Below are 21,402 nucleotides of genomic sequence, written 5' to 3' on the forward strand. Positions count from 1 at the left end.
AGCGTGATGGTTCGGTCACCGGGTCGGTGACGGTTCTCGGACACGCGTCGATCGTCGTGGGACGACCGGTCGGCCCGCTTTCGATAACCTGCCGCGTTGTGTCGAACATCCGCCACACGCCCACGGCCCCGACCCGCGCCCAGCCCCTGGCCGCCGGGGAACGCGTCGACGCGCACCGCCACGACGACCACCAGATCGTCTACGCGGGCTCCGGAGTCCTGGCCGTCACCACCGACGCCGGGACCTGGTTCGCGCCCGGCACCCGTGCCATCTGGGTCCCGGCCGGTACCGTGCACGCCCATCGCGCCTACGGCCGGCTCGACCTGCACCTGATCGGACTGCCCGCCGAGGACAACCCGCTCGGCCTGGACACGCCGACCGTCCTCGCCGTCGGGCCGCTCCTGCGCGAACTGATCCTGGCGTACACCCGCGACCCCGCCGACGGCAGTCCCGAACGCCGACGCCTGCTCGCCGTCCTGCGCGACCAACTGCGCGCCTCACCTCAGCAGCCGCTGTGGCTGCCCACCCCCACCGACCCCCGCCTCGTCGCGGTCTGCCGGATCGTCCACGCCGACCCGGCCGACCCCCGCACCCTCGCCGCCCTCGGTGCCGCGACCGGCGCCGGCGAGCGCACCCTCAGCCGTCTCTTCCGCCGGGAGTTCGGCATGACCTTCCCGCAGTGGCGCACCCAGTCCCGCCTCTATCACGCCCTGCGCATGCTGGCCGACGACACACCGGTCACGGCCGTCGCGCACCGCTGCGGCTGGTCCTCCGCGAGCGCGTTCATCGACGTCTTCCACCGCGCGTTCGGCTACACGCCGGGCACCCACAACCGCCGTCCCCCGGCCGACGCGGACCCGGCCGGTTCCCGGAGTTTTACCGTCCAGTAATATCGCGCGGCAGGTCATCACGAGGAGGAACCGTGCCACGGTCCGAACGCTCGCCCCTGCTGCTCGCCGGCCTGCTGGCCGCCGCGGGTGTCACCCACTTCGCCGTCCCACGCCCGTACGACACGACCATCCCGAGCGGCCTGCCGGGTTCGCCCAGGGCCTGGACGTACGCGAGTGGTGCCGTGGAACTGGCGCTGGCCGCGGGTGTGGCGCTGCCGCGCACCCGGCGGACGGCGGCGCTGGCCACGGCCGCGTTCTTCGTCGGGGTGTTCCCCGCCAACGTCAAGATGGCCCTGGACCGGCGCCACCGGCCGGCGCCGCAGAAGGCCGCGGCGTTCGGACGACTGCCCCTCCAGGTGCCCCTCGTCCTGTGGGCGCGTGGCATCGCCGCGAACGGGGAGGGCCGGTCGTGACCACACGTACAGAGGTCGGAGACAAGGTCGAGGACTTCGAGCTGCCGGACGAGACCGGCACGCCCCGCAGTCTCACCGGCCTGCTCGCCGACGGGCCCGTCGTGCTGTTCTTCTATCCCGCCGCCCTCAGCACCGGCTGCACCGCGGAGGCCTGTCACTTCCGCGACCTGGCCGCCGAATTCGCCGCCGTCGGTGCCCGGCCGGTGGGCGTCAGCGGCGATCTTGTCGAACGCCAGCAGGAGTTCTCCGGACAGCACAACCTGGGCATGCCCCTGCTGTCCGACCCCGACGGGACGATCCGGGAACGGTTCGGCGTCAAGCGGGGCTTCTCGCTCGCCCCCACCAAGCGGGCCACCTTCGTCATAGCCGAGGACCGGACGGTCCTGGAGGTCGTCCGCAGCGAACTGCGGATGAACACGCACGCCGACCGCGCCCTCGACGCGTTGCGAGCCCGCCGGAAGTGACGCGGGTGCCCCGGTCGCCGCAGCGCGGTTGATGCGGTGTGACAAAGAGACCATTCTGGACGGTATGGAGCAGGTCTCCGCTGCGGCGACCACGGATGCCCAGGGCATCGTGACGGGGTGGAGCGAGGGTGCCCGGCGTCTGACGGGACGCACAGCCGAGGAGGTCGTGGGACGCGCGGCGCGGGACCTGCTCGCCGAGGACCCGCCGGACCGAGCCGTGGCGGAGCTGGCCGGCACCGTCGTCCTGCGGCACCGGGACGGCACCCACATCCCGGTCGCCCTGCGGGCGCACCCCGTGCTCGGCGCGGACGGCGCACCGAACGGCTATGTGATCACCGAGCAGCCCGGCGGGCGGGAACCCACCCTCGCCGAGCAGGCTTTCCAGCAGGCGTCCGTGTCGATGTCGGTCTTCGACACCCGCCAGCACTATCTGCGTCTCAACGAGACGGCCTGTCGGGTGATGGGCGTGGCGGAGGAGGTCCTGCTCGGCAGGCCCTTCCCGGAATCGGTGGAGGACGCCGAACACAGCCGGGGCTTCCACAGCAACCTGCGCCAGGTCGCCGAGACCGGACGACCCGCCCGCTACGAGAGCTACACGGGCGCCCCGGCCCTCAACCGGGAACACGCCTGGACCACCGAGATGTGGCCCGTGCGGGATGCCGCGGGCAGGGTGACCGGGGTGGCTCTCGCGGCCCTCGACAGCACCGAGCAGTACTGGGCCCGGCAGCGGCTGGCCCTGCTCAACGAGGCGGCGGCCGGCATCGGCACCACCCTGGACGTGGTGCGCACCGCCGAGGAACTGGTCGAGCTCCTCGTCCCCCGGTACGCCGACTTCGCCAGCGTGGACCTGCTCGAATGGGTCCTCGGGGCGGACGAACCCCAGACCGCACTGAGCGGAGAGGTCGTCCTGCGTCGCGTCGCCCACGGCTCCGGCACCGAGGGCACCCCGGAGGCGGCGGTGCACCTGGGCGAGGCGGAGGTCTACCCCGGGTACTCGCCGCCCGCGCGGGCGCTGCGGGAGGGCCGGGCGGTCCTCGGCCAGGCGGGCGAGCCGGACTTCATGCGCTGGGTCGACGAACGCAACGCGCGCGCTCCGAAGGGACGCTCGCATCGCAGGGGCGTCCACTCGATGCTCGCGGTGCCGCTGCGGGCCCGCGGCACCACCCTGGGCGTCGCGGTGGCCGTCCGCATCGCCCACCCGGACGACTACGGCGACGACGACGCCGTCCTCGCCGAGGAACTCGCCAGCCGCGCCGCCGTCTGCGTCGACAACGCCCGCCGCTTCGCCCGGGAACGCACCACCGCCCTGGCCCTGCAGCACAGTCTGCTGCCCCGCGGCCTGCCCGGACAGGCAGCCGTCGAGGTCGCCCACCGCTATCTGCCCTCCGGCTCGCTGGCCGGCATCGGCGGCGACTGGTTCGACGTGATCCCGCTCTCCGGCAGCCGGGTCGCCCTGGTCGTCGGCGACGTCGTCGGACACGGCATCCCCTCGTCGGCGACCATGGGCCGCTTGTGCACGGCCGTGCGCACCCTCGCCGACGTGGACCTGCCACCGGACGAACTGCTCACCCACCTCGACGACCTGGTCACCCACCTCGCGTCCGACGACCGCGACAGCGAGCCCGCCGAACTGGGCGCCACCTGCCTCTACGCCGTCTACGACCCGGTCTCCCGCTGTCTCGCCCTGGCCTCCGCGGGTCATCCGCCGCCCGCCGTGGTGCTGCCCGACGGCACCGCGAGCCTCGTCCCGCTGGCCGCGGGACCTCCGCTCGGCGTCGGCGGCCTGCCGTTCGAGGCGACCGAACTGGAACTGCCCGAGGGCGCCGTCGTCGCCCTGTACACCGACGGGCTCTTCGGCGACCGCGACCGCGACGTCGATCACGCCACCGACGAACTGTGCCACGCGCTGACCGCCCGCACCGACACCCTCGACTCGCTGTGCGACACCGTGCTGAAGGCCGTACTGCCCGACGAACCCAGCGACGACGTGGCGCTGCTGCTGGCCCGTACCCGGTCGCTGGGCGCGGACCGGGTCGCCACCTGGGACGTCGTCCCGGACCCCGTCCACGTGGCTGACACCCGGCAGGCCGCCACCGAGCAACTCACCGCGTGGGGACTGGACGAGGCGGCCTTCGTCACCGAACTGGTCGTCAGCGAACTGGTCACCAACGCGATCCGTTACGGCGAATCGCCCATCCAGCTGCGGCTGATCCGTGACCGCACCCTCATCTGCGAGGTTTCCGACGGCAGTTCCACCTCGCCGCACCTGCGCCGGGCGCACGCCTTCGACGAAGGGGGCCGCGGCCTGCTCCTGGTCGCCCAGCTCACCCAGCGCTGGGGAAGCAGGCAGACCGGCAGCGGCAAGACGATCTGGGCCGAGCAGTCGCTGACACCGGAGTTCTGATCAGCGGAAAGGACAACCGGGGTTCGGTGCCTCCGCGGACAGCGGTGAGTTGTGCGGCCCTCACTCCTGCCCGTCGCCGTCGGCGACCTGGGCGAGGGTGCGGCCCGACCGGGCCGACCGCGCCCGGCGTGGGTCGGGCGTGCCCTGGATCCGGGCCGTCGACCCGGACACCTTCACCAGCAGCCAGGACTCGTCCAGCCCCTCCCGGAACCGGGTCAGGGCGTACTCGCCGTGCAGCTTCGACCCACGCAGCCGGAACCTCGCGTGCCCGTGATCCAGCGACGTGCCGAAGTCCACGGGCCGACCCTCGCGGTCGTGGCTCAGCGGCTGGTACGTGCCGTGGTCCCAGACGATCACCGTGCCGCCGCCGTACTCGCCCCGGGGGATGACGCCCTCGAACTCCTCGTACTCCAGCGGGTGGTCCTCGGTGGGCACGGCGAGCCGCTTGTCCTTCGGGTCGTCGGAAGGGCCCTTCGGGATCGACCAGGACTTCAGCACGTCGTCCACCTGGAGCCGGAAGTCGAAGTGCAGGGTGCTCGCGTCGTGGATCTGCACGACGAACCGGGGTTCGCTCCCGGGGGCAGCCGCCCGTCCCTCCGGCTCCTTCGTCCGGCCGAAGTCTCGTTTGCCGCGGTAGTCCCGCAGCCGCTCCTGTCCGCCCACGGCGGCCTCCTTCCCGACCGACCCGAGTACCCCGCGGCGGGCCGGCCCAACGTCACCGGCCCGCCCTCAGAACTCCTCGTGCGTCTCCGGGTCCCCGCCGACCCGCCGGTGGGGGCGGTCGGCGATCGCGTCCATCTGGTCGGCGCTCAGCTCGAACCCGAAGACGTCGAGGTTCTGGCGCTGCCGCTCGGGATCGGAGGACTTCGGGATGGGGAGGGCGCCGAGCTGCACGTGCCAGCGCAGGACGACCTGGCCGGGCGTCACCCCGTGTGCCTCGGCGACGGAGACGACGGCCGGGTCCTCCAGCAGCTCCGTGCCCCGGCCCAGCGGGCTCCAGCTCTCGGTCACGATGCCCTTGGCGGCGTGGAAGGCACGCAGCTCGTCCTGCGGGAAGAAGGGGTGCAGTTCGATCTGGTTGACGGCGGGCAGGACGCCCGTCTCCTTCTCCAGCCGCTCGATGTGCTCGGCGGTGAAGTTGGAGACGCCGATCGAGCGGACGAGGCCCTCCTCACGCAGCTTGATCATGGCCTTCCAGGAGTCCACGTACTTGTCGACGCGCGGCAGCGGCCAGTGGATCAGGTACAGGTCCACCTGGTCCAGGCCGAGGCGGGCGCGGGACTCCTCGAAGGACGCGAGGGTCTCCTGGTAGCCGTGGTGGCGGCCCGGGAGTTTCGTGGTCACCACGATCTTCTCCCGGGGAGCCGCGCCGCCCGCCACGCCGCGGCCGACACCGGCCTCGTTGCGGTAGTTCGTCGCCGTGTCGACAAGGCGGTATCCCGTCTCCAGGGCACCGCGTACCGCCTGCTCAGCCTGCGTGTCGTCCATCGGCCAGGTGCCGAGGCCGAGCGCCGGGATCGTCGTGCCGTCGTTGAGCGTGTGCGTCGGGATGCTGATCACTGCCGGACCCTTCTTGACTGGAACTGTGGCTGTGACTGTGTCGGGTACCCATCCGACGCCCTGTCGCCCCGCACGCCCGACACTGTCACGATCTTCGGGGACCGGCACGGACCGAGCCGGTGCGGACGAACGGATCAACGGAGCGTGTATGACGACGGACAGCACCACTGCGGACCGCCCGGACGGGGCCACGGGGATCGAGGTGCGACCGGCCGCCGGACACATCGGCGCCGAGATCACCGGCGTCGACCTGGCCGGTGACCTCGACGACACCGTGATCGCCGCGATCCGGGCGGCGGTGCTGCGCTGGAAGGTGGTGTTCTTCCGGGGACAGCGGCTCGACCACGCCGGGCAGGTGGCCTTCGCACGCCGGTTCGGCGAGCCGGTCGCGCCGCGCCGACGAGGCAGCGCCTCCCCGCCGGACTTCCCCGAGATCGAGACGACCGCCGACCGGCTGGAGCTGGGCGGCAGGTTCGGCATGGAGCACGACGAATGGCTCAGGCGCCGGCGGCACACCCTGCTGCGCGGCTGGCACTGCGACCACGGCGCCCGCGTCGACCCGCCGATGGCGACGATCCTGCGCGCCGAGACCGTGCCGCCCTACGGAGGGGACACCACCTGGTCGAACCTCGCCGCCGCGTACGCCGGACTCTCCCTCCCGGTGCGGGAGTTCGTGGACGGGCTGCGGGCCGAGCACCGGCTGGGGGTCGGCTACCAGGCGCGGCCCGGCGACGACGCGTACGTCCGGCACCTGCTGGACCATCAGGTCGCCTCGCTGCACCCGTTGGTCCGGGTCCACCCGGAGACGGGGGAGCGGATCCTGTACGTCAACGGCTACTACGTCGAGCAGATCGCCGACCTGTCCCGGGCCGAGAGCGGCGCGATCCTGGAGATGCTGCTCGACCAGGCGACCCGGCCCGAGTACACGGTCCGCTTCCGCTGGGAGCCCGGCAGCGTCGCCTTCTGGGACAACCGGGCCACCATCCACCTGGCGCCCGCCGACAACGCGCACCTCGGCTTCCCCCGGACCATGCACCGGGTGATGCTCGCTGGTGACGTACCGGTCGGCGTGGACGGCAAGCCCTCGGAGCCGATGGTCGGGACCGAGGCCGGCCGGTGGTGACCCCTCAGACGCCGGGCCGCCACCCCAGCGCCGGACCCAGCCTCGTCGCCATGTCGGTGAGGATCTGCACATAGTCCTCGTGCCCGAAGGTGAACGGCAGCGCGAACGCCACCTCGTCGACCTCGCGGAAAGCGGCGTGCGCGTGGAGCCGTTCGGCGATCTCGTCGGAGGTGCCGACGATGTCCGGCGCGAACATCAGCCGGGCCGGTCCCTGCGGTGCCGCCGTACGAGGGGTGCGCTTGGCCGCGTACTCCTCGTACCGGGCGCGCTGTTCGGGCGAGGCGGAGTCGGTGGGGATGACGACGAGGCCCTGGGAGACACGGGCGGTTTCGCCGTCGGGGTGGGCGGCGCGGAAGGCGCGGATGTGGGAGAGCTGGATCTCGGCGAAGTCCGGTGTCCCCTCGGGCTCTTCGGCCTTGACGACGCTGCTGGTCAGGAAGTTCATGCCGTGCTCACCGGCCCAGCGCGCCGAGCTGAGACTGCCGCCGCCGTACCAGAGGCGCCGGCCCAGACCGGGGGACTGCGGCTGCACCCGGTCGGAGAACACCTCGAACCCCTCGACCCCGCTGAAGTCGGTGGCCCGCTCGCCCCGCACGAAGTCCAGCAACCGCCGCACCCGCTCGTACCCGAAGTCCTCGGCGTCGGCGGTGTCCGGGTACAGGGCGTCTTTGACCTGGTCGTAGTGCATCGGCGGGCCCACGCTCACGCCGGGGTTGACCCGACCGCCCGACAACAGGTCGACGGTCGCCAGGTCCTCGGCCAGCCGCAGCGGGTTCTCCCAGCCCAGCGGGATCACCGCGGTGCCGAGGTCGATGCGGCTGGTGCGCTGGGAGGCCGCCGCGAGGACCGCGACGGGCGAGGAGATGCCGTACTGCAGATGGCGATGGCGCAGCCACGCGCTGTCGAAGCCCAGCCGCTCGCCCAGCTCGATGATCTCCAGCGTGGACTCGTGTCCCCGGCGCGGATCGGCCTCGTCGAACAGGCCGATGGTGAGGAAGCCCAGCTTGCGCAGCGGGCGTGAGGTGGGCGGCACGGGCTCCTCCGGCGTTCTTCGATCATCGCGTACGACGGTGCCAACTCGACCGTGTCCGCAAGTGTTCCCGTGCCCCGTCAGACCAGCGGAATGGTCACCTCGTCCTCGACGGGCGGTTCGATCTCCTGGGCGCGGTTTCCGGTCGCCGCGTGACAACGCAGCCGGATCGCCTCCGGGGTGACGTCCAGACGCAGGAAGCACTTGAAGAAGGGCGGGCTGTACGTGGCCGAGCTCGGGGAGAACAGCTGCGTGTAGATCTTGCGCACCGGGAGCCGGAAGCGCGAGGTGCGGTCGGGACGGCCCCCGGCGCCCAGCAGACTGGCCACCAGCCGGGTGCGCGCGGTGACCTTGGTGGCGCCGCCCGGCGCGCGGGTCGGGGAGATGCCGAGCCGCTCGGCGATGACGGCCGTGGCCTCGGCCTCGGTGAGCGTGAAGAAGCGGCGCAGGCGCAGCCGGCGGCCGTAGAGGCGGCTGTAGAAGGCGAGGGAGTCGCCGCGCAGCGGGTAGCAGCGGAAGTCCTTCTCGGTGACGCCGCCGACCGAGACCCGGGGGATGGTGTGGGTGGCGTGCATGAACGCCCCGCCGCCGCCGGAGACGACGTACTGGAGGGTACGATCGCCCACCCGTGCCGGGTAGCGCTGGTAGTTGTGGATGTCGCCGCCTATCGCCGCCACGTAGTGGTGGTCCGGGTCGCGGACGATGTCGTCGACCGTGCCACCGCCCTCTATCGGGCACGGGTGGTGCTCGCCGTCCACGTACAGGGGCGACCCGGTGATGAGGACCTTCGGACGGGGGCCCTGGGAGACCTCACGGAGCCAGGCCCCCTGCTCGGCGTCGAGCGTGCCCAGCAGACCCGTGTCGATCCCGATGATTCGCACCGGTCCGGCGTCCACCGCCCAGTACGGGCCCGGCTGCACGGCCCGTTGGGCCTGCAAACCACGCAACTGCCTTTCCTGGTCGAGTCGTTCACCGTCCTGCGGACGCGGCCGGTGCCACAGCAGCGATCGCAGCCAGGCCCGGGTGAGAGGGCGGGGCGCGGGTTCGGGAGCGAGGGGCGGGGCGTCGTCGCAGAAGACGCGCATGAACGCGCCGAGGTCCTCGTACCAGTCATGGTTGCCGGGTATCGCGTAGATCGGCGCCGGGTAGTCCTGGTACGGGCGGAAGAACTTGGTGCCGTAGTCGTCGGCGCTGCCCACCGGATAGATCACGTCACTGGCGATGACGGCGAAGCGGGTGTCCTGACCCGTCTTCAGGAAGCCCGGCACGACGGCGTACTGGGGATCGTCGCCCTCGCCCGTGTCGCCGATGACCATGAACGAGAATTCGTCCGGGTCGTCACGCCGGACCACCTTGTCGGCGGGTGCGCCGGCCGCCGCCCGCTGCGCCACCCACCGGCTGCGGGTACCACCCGTGGGGTCCCCGAACCAGGACGCCAGGACGCCGTTGCGGGCGGCCCACAGCGTCTTCGGGTTCAGCCAGGAGATCTTCTCGACCTCGGAGGGCATGAGCCGCTGGTACTCGCCGCGTTCTGCGGTGCCCCAGCCGGCGCCTTCGGCGGTATCGCGTGAGGAGTCAGACACCGGTGCACCGTAACAACGATCTAGAACCGGCCGAGCGGGGGAGTCCCTTGGGCACCGACTGGCACCAACGTGAGGGCACTGACACCAACGTGGTGGGCGCCCCGGCTCGTCACGTGGACGAGCCGTTCCTCACCTTTGCCCTCTCCTTGGGCCCGGGGCCGAGTGCAGGGGAGGGGACTGCGGGTGGCCTTCGGGCCGCCCGGCGGGCAGCGGTCCGGCCGAAGCCTCCGCAGCGGTCGTCGCCGGCGTCCCCCGGCTCCGCTCGCCGTTGCCCAGGACCAGCAGGGGATCGAACATCACCACCACCCCGGCCAGTACCAGGAAGAGGACCGGCCCCGCCAGCATCGGTAACAGCAGCGAGTTGGGTGCGTCGCCCGCCCAGGTCCCCCGGCCGCCGTCGTGCACGTGCACGCTCACGGCGGCCATCCCGGTGTAGTGCATCCCCGACACCGCCACACCCATGACCAGACTGGCCCCGAGGCTGGTCAGGAAGCCGCGCACGGAGACCGCCGCCCACAGGGACGCCGTGGCGGCGACGATCGCGATCACCACGGAGAGCGCGACGACGGCCCAGGCGTAGCGCACCTCGCCGTTCAGATGCATCGCCGCCATGCCGAGATAGTGCATGGCGGCGATACCGAGACCGGTGACCGTGCCCGCGACACCCAGCGTGGCCCGGCTCGCACCGCGACGGCCGACGATGAACACGCCGACGCCGACCATGACGATCGCCACGGCGAGACTGAGGACCGTCAGGCCCACGTCGTAGCGGATCCGGGTCTCCTCGACCCGGAAACCGATCATGGCGATGAAGTGCATCGTCCAGATGCCACTGCCGATCGACGTCGCCCCCAGCGCCAGCCAGCCCGTCTTCCACGTCTGCGTGTCCAGCAGGGTGCGGACGATGCAACGTAATCCCAGCGCCCCACCCAGGCACGCCATCAGATAGGCCGCCACCGGTGTGACGGCTCCGTAGCGGAACCCGTCAACCGTGCCTTCCATATGCCAACTCCCCCATCACGGCTCGTGTCGGGGAAGGTTTACGTGGCGGAGCGGAATGAGAGCAAGGGCTTACCGTCGGTACGCCGCGAACTCCCGGACACCATGGCTTGACTCGAGTCACGGAGCGGCGAGTTTCAGCCAGTCCGCTCGTTCAGAAGGTGCGCTTCAGCAGGTCCAGCAGGGCCGTCCAGTGCCGTTCGTCGCCCGCGGCGTCGTACATCGCGGTGTCGGCCTGCGTGTAACCGTGCGGTGCCCCGGTGTAGACCTCGCAGGTGTGGCGGACACCGGCGGCGGTGAGCGCCTCCTCCAGGCGTTCCCTCTGCTCGACGGGCAGTGACGGGTCCTGGTCGGCGTGCCCGAAGTACAGCTCGGCGGTGACGTTGCCGGCCACCAGGTGCGGGCTGTCGGGGGCGTCGGGCGCGAGGTGTCCGCCGTGGAACCCGGCCGCGGCGGCGACCCGCTCCGGGTAGGTGCCCGCGGTGAACAGCGCGAGCCGTGCGCCCATGCAGTAGCCGGTGAGGGCGACCGGACCGTCGGCGGCCACCGGCGAGTCGGCCAGCGCCCGGAGGTAGGCGCCGGCGTCCCGCATCGCGACCTCCGGCGTCAGCTCTCCCATGACCGGGCCGATCTGCTCGAAGAGCTGCGGACGCGCGCCCGGGTCGATGAAGTCCGGCAACTCGAAGACGGGTGCCCGCCCGTGCCGGTAGAACAGGTTGGGCACGAGGACCGTGTAGCCGGCCTCGGCGAGCCGGTCCGCCATGGACCTCAGCTGCGGGCGCAGCCCGAAGGCGTCCATGTACAGCAGGACCGCGGGATGCGGTTGTCCGTCCGCGGGGTGGACCAGGTAGGCGTCGGCGACGCCGTCCTCGGTGGATATGTCGACAGCTGTTCCCTGTACGGCGGTCATGGGGGCTGCCTCTCTGTAGGGGGAGTCGGCGAAGGCCCTGCCCGGCGCTGGGAGGGGCAGGCCCGATCATGGTGGCACGTGTCTCGTGGCCCGCCGCTCCCGCCCCCGAGGATCTGGCGGAACGCCTACTCGAACCGTGAGATGTCGCCCGCGCCCTTCCGGACGATTTCGGCCTCGCCGCCGGAGAAGTCGATGACCGTGGTCGGCTCGGTCCCGCAGTCCCCGGAGTCGACCACCGCGTCCAGTACGTGGTCGAGCCGGTCTTTGATCTCCCAGCCCTGGGTCATCGGCTCGTCCTCGTCGGGCAGCAGCAGTGTGCTGGACAGCAGCGGCTCCCCGAGTTCGGTCAGCAGCGCCTGGGTGACGACGTGGTCGGGGATCCGGACGCCGACCGTCTTCTTCTTGGGGTGCTGCAGCATGCGCGGCACCTCCTTGGTGGCGGGCAGGATGAAGGTGTAGCTGCCCGGGGTCGACGCCTTGATCGCGCGGAACACGTCGTTGTCGACCCGTACGAACTGGCCGAGTTGCGCGAAGTCCTGGCAGACCAGGGTGAAGTGGTGGCGGTCGTCCAGGCGGCGGATGGTCCGGATCCGGTCGATGCCGTCACGGCTGCCGAGCCGGCAGCCCAGCGCGTAACAGGAGTCCGTCGGATACGCGATGAGCGCACCCGAGCGGACGCTGTCGGCGACCTGGGCGATGGTGCGCGGCTGAGGGTTGTCGGGGTGCACGTCGAAGTACTTCGCCATCCGTCGAGCTTATGCCGCCCGGCGGCGGCGGTCGCGCGTGCCCCACTGCGGGCGCGATCGCAGCGGTACGACACCCGTGGCGGGCGCGGCTCGCGCACGGCGGGGGACATGAGCGGCCCGGCCGCCGGGCGGACGTAGCCTCCGGTCATGGACATCACAACCGTACGACTGGAAGCCCCCGCCACATCGACCGCGCCCCCGCTCGCCCTGCGGCCGTGGCACCCGGCGGACGCCACCGGCCTGGCGGCCGTGTTCCGCGACGATGAGGCGCTGCGCCGGTGGGCCCCGGGCGGTCCGCACGACGAGGCGAGTGCCCTGGACTGGGTGTCGCGGCAGCGGCGGCTCGGGGAGAGCGGCGAGCGCCTGTCGTTCGCGGTGGTCGAGCCCCGTGACCGAGCGATCGGCGGGCGACTGGTCGGCCACGTCGTCGTCAAACGCGGCGCTCGCGACAGCGGGTCGGCCGAGGTCGGCTACTGGACCGCCGCCCACGCGCGCGGCCGGGGTGTGGCTCCCCGGGCCCTGCGGACGCTGACGGACTGGGTCTTCGCGTCCTTCCCCGACAGCGAGGTGACGCGCCTGGAACTGTTGCACCAGGTGGACAACACCGCCTCCTGCCGGGTCGCGGACAAGTGCGGGTACGTCTTCGAGGCACTGTTGCCCGCGGCCCCGCCCGCCTTCCCGCTGGACGGCCACCGGCATGTCTTGAGCCGCACGGAACACGCGGCGAGAGGTACGAAAATGTGGACAAGTTGTTAAGTGGTTAAGGCGAGCTTCCGGGGTGGGCGTCCGGCGGACAAGGGTGAGGTAACGTCCGATCGGCGGGACGTGACACGACTGAAGGGCCAGGGGAAGGCGACGTGGCTGGGCGGGCGGACGGGCACCGTCCCACAGGGGAGAAGGTCGGCGAGACCACGGACTGGGCGCAGGAACTGCTCGACCATCTGCGACCGACCGGGCGCGACGTCCGCCGGATCGTCGCCTGGCTCGCGGCCGCCGTGCACGGCGCCGCCTCCCTCCAGGACGACGGGGGCGCCCTCCTCGCCGGCACCCGCGTCCAGGTGGACGAGGACCTGGTCCGGTCCATCGTGACCGGCCGCATCGCCTCCGCCTCCTGGGAGGGGCAGGGACAGCACAAGCGCCTGGTGAGAGTGGAGCGCCCGCACCCGGCCACGGCGGGCGTGCTCGCCGTGTCGCGTCCGGACCCCTTCGACCGGCGCGCCTCGGAGGTCGTGCTGCACACCGCGCAGGTCCTGGAACTGCTGCTGCGGGCCCATGAGACGACCGCGGCCGGCCACCGGCTGCGGCGCGCGGCGTCGGACCTGCGGCTGGCGATCCTGCAACTGCTGATGGTGGAGGACACCGTCTCGGCGCGCAGGGTCGCGGCGGGCCTGTGGCCCGGCCTCCTCGACACGGACACCGCCCGCGTCTACGTCCTGGAGGGCGACGCCGGTGCCCGCGACCGCCTCGCCGACGAATGCCTCGACGCCACGCAGGAACAGGCCCTCGTCGTCCGCTGCCCGGCCGTGGACGAGCACGTGATCGTGGTCACCCCCGGGGAGCCGGCGGCCCGGGCACTGCGCTCGCTGGCCGCCCGGACCCCTGGCACCTTCCTCGGCGGCAGCGTCCGACAGAGCCTCGCCCGTACCGCCACCGCCTACGGACAGGCCGTCAGCGCACTCGCCGTCGCCCGCTTCCGGCCGGAGAAATCGGCCGTCTACGCCGAACGCTCCCACCCCGAGCGCCTGATGGACCCGGCCGGGCTGCACCACTGGAGCGCCCGAGTGCTCCGGCCGCTCGACACGCTCCCGCACCACACCCGCGCCGAACTGCTCGCCACCACCCGGCTCGGCCTGGAGTTCACCGCCGTCAGCGCCGCCAAGGTCCTCGGCGTCAGCCGCAACACCGTGCGTGCCCGCATGGAACGCGTCGAGGGCCTGCTGGGTACGGACTTCTCCGACCTCACCGTCCGCGCTCTCGCCCACCTCGCCCTCAACACCCAGGTCGGCTTCTCCGAGCCGCCGGCCCCGACCACCGGGCCGGAACCGGTCCCCGCCCGGCTGGCCGACCTGCTGGCCGGGACCGCGGTGCGGGGCTGGGCCCACGACCTCCTGGGACGGCTGGGCGCGGACACCCGCGACCTGCGCCGGACGCTGCGCACCTGGATCACGGCCGGAGGCAACGCGGAACGCGCGGCGCTGACCCTCGGGATGCACCCCCAGACCGTGCGTGACCACGTCCGCAGCGCGGAGCCCGTGCTGGAGCACCACCTGCTCGCCGCCGGCAGCGATCTCTACGAGGTCGTACTCGCCCACCTGGTCGTCGGCGAGCTCGAAGCGCCCCTCCTGGACCGGGCGAACCGGGGCTATCCGGACTCATCTGTGCACGGGTGAGTCCTCCGGGCGGACCAGCGGGCACCGACGCGATACACAACGGTTCGGCCTGGCACGTAAGTTCTGACACACCGCAGGGGGCACGACCGGAACGGGGGACCGGTCGCGCCCCCGGCGCGGCACCCACCGTCACCAGGCGACTCCACCAGGTCGCGGCGTGCTCGCCGCGGAAACCGTCCCCAGCCCGGGTTCGCCGTGTTCATCGTTGCCCCGGCGGGTACTCGTCCGACTCCGGAACGACCGACAAGCGCTGGAGGAGATCTTCATGACCAGCAGCACCGAGACCGGCGGCGTGACCGGTACGGCGGACAAGGACTACAACCTGATCTGGTATGTGGAGGCGTGCCTCAACAACGCGCTGCGGCTGGATTCCTACATCCAGGACGCTGAGCGTGAGAAGGACACCGAGGTCGCCGACCTGTTCCGCAAGGCCCAGGCGGACAGCCGCAAGGGTGCCGAACTCGGCAAGGGGCTCCTGCGGGCGCGACTCGACGGCAGCTGACGCAGGCGCACCCCCGAAGGCCCGGTCACCGCGGAAAACCTCCGGTGACCGGGCCTTCGGCGCAAGGGGCGGGCCGCTCGTCGGGGCCTGGGGAGCGGCCGTCGTCGAACGTCGACACCCGCACGGGGGACGTGGGGGACACCTGGCACGAAGAGGCTCAGATCGGGGAAAATCGACTCCGGGACGCCACCTGCCGAGCGGCAGCACAGTCAGGAGTGACGCATGGAGTACTACGATCTCGGCCCGCACGGCCGCTCCGTGACGACCTCGTCCTCCGAGGCCCAACTCTGGTTCGACCGGGGCCTGTTGTGGACGTACGCCTTCCACCACGAGGAGGCCGTCTCCTGCTTCGAGGCGGCGGCCACGGCGGACCCCGACTGTGCCATGGCCTACTGGGGCATCGCCTACGCCCTCGGCCCGAACTACAACAAACCCTGGGAGTTCTTTGACGACCAGGACCTGACCAGGACCGTCGACCGCACCCACGCCGCCGTCGAAGAGGCCCATGCCAGGGCCGCCGGTGCCACCACGGTGGAGCGGGCGCTGATCGGCGCGCTGCGCGCCCGGTATCCGCAGGCCGAGCCGGTGGCGGACTGTTCGGTGTGGAACGCGCCCTACGCCGACAGCATGCGCGCCGTCCACGCCCTCGCCCCGGACGACCTGGACATCGTCACGCTGTACGCCGACGCGCTGATGAACCTCACCCCCTGGCAGCTGTGGGACCTGCGCACCGGCGAACCGGCCGACGGGGCCCGCACCTCGGAGGCCAAGGCCGTCCTGGACCACGCGCTCGCCACCGACGCCGGACGGCGGCACCCGGGCGTCCTGCACCTGTACATCCACCTGATGGAGATGTCCCCGGCTCCCGAGCTGGCCCTGCCCGTCGCCGACCGGCTGCGCGGCCTCGTACCGGACGCCGGTCACCTCCACCACATGCCCTCACACCTGGAGGTGCTCTGCGGCGACTACCGGCGCGTGGTGTCGGACAACAGCGCCGCGATCATCGCCGACGAGAAGGTCCACGCACGCGCCGGGGCGATGAACTTCTACACGCTGTACCGGTCGCACAACTACCACTTCAAGATCTACGGCGCGATGTTCCTCGGCCAGTCCGAGGTCGCCCTGGAGACCGCCGCCCAACTGGAGGCGTCCATCCCGGAGGACCTGCTGCGCGTCCAGAGCCCGCCGATGGCCGACTGGCTGGAGGCCTTCCTCGCCATGCGGGTGCACGTCCTGATCCGTTTCGGCCGCTGGGACGACATCCTGGCTTGGCCCCTGCCCGCCGACCGGCGCCTGTACTGCGTGACGACCGCGATGTTCCACTACGCCCGGGGAGTCGCCCTCTCGGCCACCCACCGGATCCATGAGGCGGAGGCCGAACGACGGCTCTTCCACGAGGCGGTCGCCCGCGTCCCCGAGACCCGCATGCTGTTCAACAACACATGCGCCGACATCCTCGCGATCGCCTCCGCGATGCTCGACGGCGAGCTGGAGTACCGCAAGGGCAACCACGACGCCGCCTTCGCCGCGCTGGAACGGTCGATCGAGCTGGACGACAACCTCCCCTACGACGAGCCCTGGGGCTGGATGCAGCCCACCCGCCACGCCTACGGCGCCCTGCTCCTCGAACAGGGACGCGTCGCGGAGGCCGAGGCGGTCTACCGGGCCGACCTCGGCCTCGACGACACGCTCCCGAGGGCCCTCCAGCACCCGGGCAACGTCTGGGCCCTGCACGGCCTGCACGAATGCCTGATGCGCCTGGGCAGGGCGGACGAGGCCCGGATCATCGCCCAGCAACTGCGTATCGCCGCCGCGTTGACCGACGTACCGATCGAGGCGTCGTGCTACTGCCGCCTGGACACCGCGGCCGACACCGACATGAGGCCCGACACCGGCACGACCACCGATACCGACACCGATATGGCCACCGCCGCAAGCTCCGGACGGGGCGGGGCGGACCGCTGCTGCGCGGACTGACCACCGCGGCCCGTCCTCTAGGCTGGGAAGCTGCCGAGGAGAGGAAAACGCTGTCGTGGTCGGTCCGCAACCGGACGCGCTGGGTCCGTTGCTGCGCGGCTTCAGACATGCGTCGGGCATGACGCTGGAGGAACTCGCCGAGGCCTCGGACGTCAGTGATCGTGCCATCGGCGACATGGAGCGCGGCCACAGCAGAGGACCGCAGGCGCGTACCGTCCAGGCCCTGGCCACCGCCCTCGGTCTGCGGCAGGAAGACGCCGACGCTCTGCTGGCCGCCGCCCGCGACGGCCGTCGCCGCACCAGACGCACGCCGTCCGGGCTGTGCGATCTCCCTCCGCCCATCCCCGACTTCGTCGGCCGTCAGGAGGAGTTCCGCTGGCTCGACACGGCCGGGAGACCGGGCGCGGGCCCCCACGTCGTCATCGTCAGCGGAGCCCCGGGCCTCGGTAAGACGACACTTGTCGTCCAGGCCGCCCACCAGCAGGCGAAGCGCTACGACGACGGATGCCTGTTCCTCAATCTGCGTGGCCTGGACGCCCAGCCCGTCACCCCCCATGAGGCGCTGGCCCGTCTGCTGAAGGCCCAGGGCGTACGGGAACGCGAGCTGCCGGCGGACGTCGAGGAACGCCAGGTGCTGCACCGCCGTCTGGTCCGCGACAAGAACGTTCTCGTCATCCTCGACAACGCCGCCGACGAGGCACAAGTGCGTCCGCTGCTGCCGGGCGAGGGCGCCTGCACCTTCTGGATCACCAGCCGACGCGCGCTGACCGGCATCGAGTACGCCCGGCGGCTCATACCGTCTCCCCTCGCCGCCGACGCGGCCACCGCCCTGCTGGAGACGATCACCGCGGACCGGCCGGGCCCCGGGGCGGACGATCAGGACTCCGCCTCCCTGGAGCGCATCGCCGACCTCTGCGGAGGCCTGCCGCTCGCCCTGCGTATCGCGGGCAACCGCCTGGTCAGCCGTCCGGCCTGGACCGCGACCGGTCTGGCCGCCCGGCTGGCCGCCGAGGACCTGCGCCTGGACCGGCTGACCGCCGGCGACCTCCGGATCAAGTCGGCCTTCACCCTTTCCTACGAGCAACTGGCCGAGCCCGCACGGAAGTTGTTCCGACGGCTCTCCCTGGTGCCGGGCCCCGACTTCGCTCCCGCGCTCGGGGCGGCACTCACCTCGTTCGGGCCCGCGCAGGTGGAACAACTGACGGACGAGCTCATCGAACTCGGCCTGCTGAACGCCGCCGGCGGTGACCGGGCCGCCTTCCACGACCTGGTCCGGCTGTACGCGCACCAGCGTCTGAGCGACGAGGAGTCCCCCGGGGAACGGGAGGCCGCCCGCAGGGCCCTGCACACGTGGCTCCTGGACACGGCCCGCACCGCCGGGCAGTGGTTCGAACCGGTCCTCGGCCAACAGAGCGTCGACGACCCGCTCGTCGACCTGCGCGACGCGCCCTCCGCCCAGGACTGGCTGCGTACCGAGAGCGCCAACTGGTTCGCCGCCCTGCGCACCGCGGCGGCGGCAGGCGAACACCGGGTGGTCGTCGAGGTCGCGGAGTCCATGCACTGGTTCTCCGACCGGTGGCCCCACTGGGGACACTGGCACACCGTCTTCGCGCTCTCGCGAGCCGCCGCCCACGCCCTGGGCGATCCCGGCCTCGAAGCCACCCATGCCAACTACCTCGCCTGGGCGTTCACCAGCTGCCTGGGCAGACCCGCCGACGGCATGGCCCTCGCCCTGGAGGCCGCCGAACTCGCGCGGCAGGCCGACAACCCCGTGCAGGAGGCGTGGTCACTGACGTACGCCCTCTACGCCGCCAACGACTCGGGGAAGTTCGGTGCGGCCATCGACCAGGCCCGGCGCGCGGTCGCCCTGTTCGCCGCGGCGGGGGACAAGGAGGGACACCCGCAGGCCCTCATGGGCCTCGCTCTCAATCTGCGCGCGGAGAACCGGCTCCAGGAGGCCGTCGACACCTTCGACATCGCCGTCGCGTGGGTGAACGACCCGGCCACCGCCCCGGCGCCGCACATCGCCGACGTCACGGCCATGAACGCCCTGAGCGGCAAGGCCCAGGTCCTGCTGGACCTCGGACGGTGGGAGGCGGCGATCGAGGCCTGCGACCGTGCGCTGGAACTCGACGCCCGGGTCGGGGTTCCGCTCAACCGTGGCGTGCCGACGATGCGCAAGGCGCGGGCCCTGTGGGCACTGGGCCGACGGGACGAGGCGACGAAGATGATCGAGGACGCCGTCCACTGCTTCACCGAGGCCAGGTCCGAACGGTGGCTGGACGAAGCAAGCAGCCTGCGGGAGACGTGGCTGGAGCAGGGCGAGGGCCCGGACTGAGGTAGCTGCCGGGCTCGCTGCTCGGGCAGGCGCGGCGCTCTGTCCCGCCTGCCACGCGGCGGACGCAGCGGCCTGGGCGGCCTCGGCGGTCAGCTGGAGCGCCCCTCGGACCTCGCGAAACGGCCGGCGCCGTCCGCCGGAGTCCGCATGTGCTTGTCGCCGCGCGCCGTTGCCTGCCAGTCGCGGGGCGACATGCCGTAGGCGGCCCGGAAGGCGCGGCTGAAATGCGCGGGACTGACGAAACCCCACTGTCGCGCCACAGACGCCACACCGGGCCCGCGTAACGGGTGGCGGGCCAGGTCCCGACGGCACATGGCCAACCGACGCGTCTGGATCCACCGGGCCAGCGTGGTGTCCTCCGACTCGAAGAGCTTGTGCAGGTACCGGACCGAGATGTGGTGCGCGTCCGCGATCGACCGGGGCGACAGCTCGGGATCGGTCAGGTGCCGCAGCGCGTGGTCCTTGACGCGGGCCAGCATGGTCCGGGTCGCCTCGGGGGCCTGCGGCACGTGCCGGTCCCGACGTTCCCGGATCAGGGTGGCCAGCAAGTCACAGGCGGTGAGGCCCAGTTGGTGTGCGGACTCGGGTGGGACCTCGGCCGCGTCCCGGGCCAGCGCTCCCAGATAGGCCGCCACGACGCCGGCGCAGCCTCCGGTGGGGGAGAACACCGTGGCGGTGAGGGCCCTCAGATCCGCGTCGGTCACGTTGAGCGCGCCGCGGGGAAGGTGGAACGCCGTGCAACCGAACCCCGCCGGCAACTCCTTCACGAAGGGCCGCGCGGAGTCGGACAGCGCGAACTGCCCCGGTTCCAGGAACGCCTCGCGCCGGTCCTGCTCCAGCCGGGCGGTGCCGTGGTGCTGGATGGTGAGCGTGAGGTGGCTCTCGCCGCCCCGCGCGATCATCCGGCGGTCCCGTACGACCTTCTGCGGCCCCGCCGAGACGGCCGAGACTTGGAGCGGCCCCAGCTGATGGCTGGTGATCGTTGCCGCGGACGGCCGCGTCTCGTACAGCTCGACGTCCAGCGGAATGAACGTGTGGGAGACGGCGTCACGCCAGAACTCCGCGCGGTCGGACGGGGACAGCGAAGAGGTCGTCAGGGTGATGCTCATGGCGACTCCTTGTGGGTCCCGACGCGAACGCCGATCGTGCGACGCCACCCATCACACCTCGGCCCGACCATGCGCGCCAGGAAGAACAACAGGAAGAACAACCGGAGGTTCAGCGAGTCCGTCCGGCGCCGACCGGGTCGGGAATGCACGGGCGGAAGACGGCGTTGTAGCCCACGTAGCTGACATGCACGGACCAAAGAGTCCGCGATGTGGGCGGAAGGAGGACCTCATGGCACGCAACACCGCGCGTCCCGTCGTCACGCTGAGGTCGACGGCCGGGACCGGCGTCACCTACGTGACACGCAAGAACCGTCTCAACGACCCCGACCGGCTGGTCCTGCGCAAGTACGACCCGGTGGCCGGGGAGCACGTCCCCTTCCGCGAGGAGCGATGACCGCGGTCATCGCACCGCGCCGGACGGCCGTCAGAAAGGAAACCCCATGAGGTCCGACATCCACCCCGTCTACCGCCCGGTCGTCTTCCGCGACCGCGCGGCGGGAGCCACGTTCCTCACCCGCTCGACCGCGCGGACGTCGCGGACGATCGAGTGGACGGACGGCTCCACCTACCCGCTGATCGACGTCGAGATCTCGTCGGCCGGCCACCCCTTCTACACCGGCGCCTCGCGGGTCGTGGACACCGAGGGCCGGGTCGAGCGGTTCCGGCGGCGCTACGGCGACACGGCTACCACCGTCCGCTGACCACGCGACGGCGTTCGAGGTTCGAGCAGGAGGAGGACACGGACATGAAGGTGCGCAATTCGCTGCGCGCGCTGAAGTCCCGGCCCGGGGCCCAGGTGGTGCGCCGCCGGGGCGTGACATTCGTGATCAACAAGAGGGACCCGCGCTTCAAGGCCCGCCAGGGCTGAGTCGGCGCGGTCCACCCGGTCGGCCCGGCCCCCGCCCCGCAAGAAGAAGACGAGGTCGCCGACCTGGAGCTGGCTCTGCGAGTAGATCTTCGTCCC

The 21,402-nt window shown here is 71.8% G+C and carries 21 protein-coding genes; 13 read left to right on the plus strand and 8 right to left on the minus strand.

Features of this window, described 5'->3' with window-relative positions; genetic code table 11:
- The first annotated feature begins 98 nt into the window (after positions 1–98).
- The 4 genes from ABZ027_RS38020 (at position 99) to ABZ027_RS38035 (ending at position 4,171) form a co-directional block, all read left to right on the plus strand.
- A complete protein-coding gene (locus ABZ027_RS38020; protein WP_356776685.1) occupies positions 99–890 on the plus strand; it encodes a helix-turn-helix transcriptional regulator in 792 nt (263 codons plus the stop codon).
- A 32-nt stretch (positions 891–922) separates the two neighbouring features.
- The gene (locus ABZ027_RS38025; protein WP_356776687.1) at positions 923–1,303 is read left to right on the plus strand and encodes a hypothetical protein; all 381 of its coding nucleotides are present in this window, start codon (positions 923–925) and stop codon (positions 1,301–1,303) included.
- A complete protein-coding gene (locus ABZ027_RS38030) occupies positions 1,300–1,767 on the plus strand; it encodes a peroxiredoxin (RefSeq protein WP_356776689.1) in 468 nt (155 codons plus the stop codon). The genes ABZ027_RS38025 and ABZ027_RS38030 overlap by 4 nt, the downstream gene beginning before the upstream one ends.
- A gap of 64 nt (positions 1,768–1,831) precedes the next feature.
- A complete protein-coding gene (locus tag ABZ027_RS38035) occupies positions 1,832–4,171 on the plus strand; it encodes a SpoIIE family protein phosphatase (protein WP_356776691.1) in 2,340 nt (779 codons plus the stop codon).
- A gap of 60 nt (positions 4,172–4,231) precedes the next feature.
- Here the strand turns inward: ABZ027_RS38035 and ABZ027_RS38040 are convergent, their stop codons facing one another.
- On the minus strand, positions 4,232–4,834 hold the full coding sequence (locus ABZ027_RS38040) for a DNA polymerase ligase N-terminal domain-containing protein (protein ID WP_356776693.1): 603 nt from the start codon (positions 4,832–4,834) through the stop codon (positions 4,232–4,234).
- A gap of 66 nt (positions 4,835–4,900) precedes the next feature.
- Positions 4,901–5,731, minus strand: coding sequence for an aldo/keto reductase (locus ABZ027_RS38045; RefSeq protein ID WP_356776695.1), 831 nt, complete (start codon positions 5,729–5,731; stop codon positions 4,901–4,903).
- Positions 5,732–5,879: 148 nt separating this feature from the next.
- On the opposite strand from ABZ027_RS38045, the gene ABZ027_RS38050 reads away from it, so the two are divergent.
- Entirely contained in the window at positions 5,880–6,854 is a 975-nt protein-coding gene (locus ABZ027_RS38050; RefSeq protein ID WP_356776697.1) for a TauD/TfdA family dioxygenase, read from the plus strand.
- A 4-nt stretch (positions 6,855–6,858) separates the two neighbouring features.
- Here ABZ027_RS38050 and ABZ027_RS38055 read toward each other — a convergent pair whose 3' ends face one another.
- The 5 genes from ABZ027_RS38055 to ABZ027_RS38075 form a co-directional block, all read right to left on the minus strand.
- Complete coding sequence (locus tag ABZ027_RS38055; protein WP_356776699.1) at positions 6,859–7,887, minus strand: LLM class flavin-dependent oxidoreductase; 1,029 nt, start codon at positions 7,885–7,887, stop codon at positions 6,859–6,861.
- Positions 7,888–7,964: 77 nt separating this feature from the next.
- On the minus strand, positions 7,965–9,467 hold the full coding sequence (locus ABZ027_RS38060; RefSeq protein WP_356776701.1) for a metallophosphoesterase: 1,503 nt from the start codon (positions 9,465–9,467) through the stop codon (positions 7,965–7,967).
- 129 nt (positions 9,468–9,596) lie between these two features.
- Positions 9,597–10,469 carry an MHYT domain-containing protein gene (locus ABZ027_RS38065; protein WP_356776704.1) on the minus strand — a complete coding sequence of 291 codons (873 nt, stop codon included), beginning with the start codon at positions 10,467–10,469 and terminating at the stop codon, positions 9,597–9,599.
- Positions 10,470–10,620: 151 nt separating this feature from the next.
- Positions 10,621–11,376 (minus strand): dienelactone hydrolase family protein, encoded by a 756-nt coding sequence (locus ABZ027_RS38070; protein WP_356776706.1) that lies wholly within the window; start codon positions 11,374–11,376, stop codon positions 10,621–10,623.
- Positions 11,377–11,501: 125 nt separating this feature from the next.
- Positions 11,502–12,122 (minus strand): L-threonylcarbamoyladenylate synthase, encoded by a 621-nt coding sequence (locus ABZ027_RS38075; protein WP_356776708.1) that lies wholly within the window; start codon positions 12,120–12,122, stop codon positions 11,502–11,504.
- A 147-nt stretch (positions 12,123–12,269) separates the two neighbouring features.
- Here ABZ027_RS38075 and ABZ027_RS38080 point away from each other — a divergent pair, with 147 nt between their 5' ends.
- From ABZ027_RS38080 to ABZ027_RS38100, 5 genes are all read left to right on the plus strand, one after another.
- Positions 12,270–12,878 (plus strand): GNAT family N-acetyltransferase, encoded by a 609-nt coding sequence (locus ABZ027_RS38080; protein ID WP_356776710.1) that lies wholly within the window; start codon positions 12,270–12,272, stop codon positions 12,876–12,878.
- Positions 12,879–12,979: 101 nt separating this feature from the next.
- Positions 12,980–14,512: a helix-turn-helix domain-containing protein gene (locus ABZ027_RS38085; protein WP_356776712.1), complete on the plus strand. Its 1,533-nt coding sequence runs from the start codon at positions 12,980–12,982 to the stop codon at positions 14,510–14,512.
- Positions 14,513–14,777: 265 nt separating this feature from the next.
- Positions 14,778–15,014: a hypothetical protein gene (locus tag ABZ027_RS38090; protein ID WP_356776714.1), complete on the plus strand. Its 237-nt coding sequence runs from the start codon at positions 14,778–14,780 to the stop codon at positions 15,012–15,014.
- A gap of 222 nt (positions 15,015–15,236) precedes the next feature.
- Positions 15,237–16,991, plus strand: coding sequence for a hypothetical protein (locus ABZ027_RS38095; RefSeq protein WP_356776716.1), 1,755 nt, complete (start codon positions 15,237–15,239; stop codon positions 16,989–16,991).
- A gap of 55 nt (positions 16,992–17,046) precedes the next feature.
- Positions 17,047–19,329 (plus strand): helix-turn-helix domain-containing protein, encoded by a 2,283-nt coding sequence (locus ABZ027_RS38100; RefSeq protein ID WP_356776718.1) that lies wholly within the window; start codon positions 17,047–17,049, stop codon positions 19,327–19,329.
- A gap of 89 nt (positions 19,330–19,418) precedes the next feature.
- Here the strand turns inward: ABZ027_RS38100 and ABZ027_RS38105 are convergent, their stop codons facing one another.
- A complete protein-coding gene (locus tag ABZ027_RS38105) occupies positions 19,419–20,438 on the minus strand; it encodes a helix-turn-helix domain-containing protein (protein ID WP_356776720.1) in 1,020 nt (339 codons plus the stop codon).
- Between the two features lie 229 nt (positions 20,439–20,667).
- Here ABZ027_RS38105 and rpmG point away from each other — a divergent pair, with 229 nt between their 5' ends.
- The 3 genes from rpmG to ykgO are packed head-to-tail and all read left to right on the plus strand — an operon-like array spanning position 20,668 to position 21,306.
- Complete coding sequence (gene rpmG, locus ABZ027_RS38110) at positions 20,668–20,832, plus strand: 50S ribosomal protein L33 (protein WP_356776722.1); 165 nt, start codon at positions 20,668–20,670, stop codon at positions 20,830–20,832.
- Positions 20,833–20,878: 46 nt separating this feature from the next.
- Positions 20,879–21,139 (plus strand): type B 50S ribosomal protein L31, encoded by a 261-nt coding sequence (locus tag ABZ027_RS38115; RefSeq protein WP_356776724.1) that lies wholly within the window; start codon positions 20,879–20,881, stop codon positions 21,137–21,139.
- Between the two features lie 44 nt (positions 21,140–21,183).
- Positions 21,184–21,306, plus strand: a complete 123-nt coding sequence (gene ykgO / locus ABZ027_RS38120; protein WP_356776726.1) for a type B 50S ribosomal protein L36 — start codon at positions 21,184–21,186, stop codon at positions 21,304–21,306.
- Positions 21,307–21,402 lie beyond the last annotated feature (96 nt).

The sequence above is a fragment of the Streptomyces sp. NPDC006332 genome, from assembly GCF_040612855.1.
GTDB lineage: Bacteria > Actinomycetota > Actinomycetes > Streptomycetales > Streptomycetaceae > Streptomyces.

What these genes read in the sequence shown, in the direction of transcription:
- ABZ027_RS38035 (WP_356776691.1), top strand. Translation starts at nt 1,832, where the DNA reads ATGGAGCAGGTCTCCGCTGCGGCGACCACGGATGCCCAGGGCATCGTG.
- ABZ027_RS38050 (WP_356776697.1), top strand. Translation starts at nt 5,880, where the DNA reads ATGACGACGGACAGCACCACTGCGGACCGCCCGGACGGGGCCACGGGG.
- ABZ027_RS38065 (WP_356776704.1), bottom strand. Translation starts at nt 10,469, where the DNA reads ATGGAAGGCACGGTTGACGGGTTCCGCTACGGAGCCGTCACACCGGTG.
- ABZ027_RS38070 (WP_356776706.1), bottom strand. Translation starts at nt 11,376, where the DNA reads ATGACCGCCGTACAGGGAACAGCTGTCGACATATCCACCGAGGACGGC.
- ABZ027_RS38075 (WP_356776708.1), bottom strand. Translation starts at nt 12,122, where the DNA reads ATGGCGAAGTACTTCGACGTGCACCCCGACAACCCTCAGCCGCGCACC.
- ABZ027_RS38080 (WP_356776710.1), top strand. Translation starts at nt 12,270, where the DNA reads ATGGACATCACAACCGTACGACTGGAAGCCCCCGCCACATCGACCGCG.
- ABZ027_RS38090 (WP_356776714.1), top strand. Translation starts at nt 14,778, where the DNA reads ATGACCAGCAGCACCGAGACCGGCGGCGTGACCGGTACGGCGGACAAG.
- ABZ027_RS38095 (WP_356776716.1), top strand. Translation starts at nt 15,237, where the DNA reads ATGGAGTACTACGATCTCGGCCCGCACGGCCGCTCCGTGACGACCTCG.
- ABZ027_RS38105 (WP_356776720.1), bottom strand. Translation starts at nt 20,438, where the DNA reads ATGAGCATCACCCTGACGACCTCTTCGCTGTCCCCGTCCGACCGCGCG.
- rpmG (WP_356776722.1), top strand. Translation starts at nt 20,668, where the DNA reads ATGGCACGCAACACCGCGCGTCCCGTCGTCACGCTGAGGTCGACGGCC.
- ABZ027_RS38115 (WP_356776724.1), top strand. Translation starts at nt 20,879, where the DNA reads ATGAGGTCCGACATCCACCCCGTCTACCGCCCGGTCGTCTTCCGCGAC.
- ykgO (WP_356776726.1), top strand. Translation starts at nt 21,184, where the DNA reads ATGAAGGTGCGCAATTCGCTGCGCGCGCTGAAGTCCCGGCCCGGGGCC.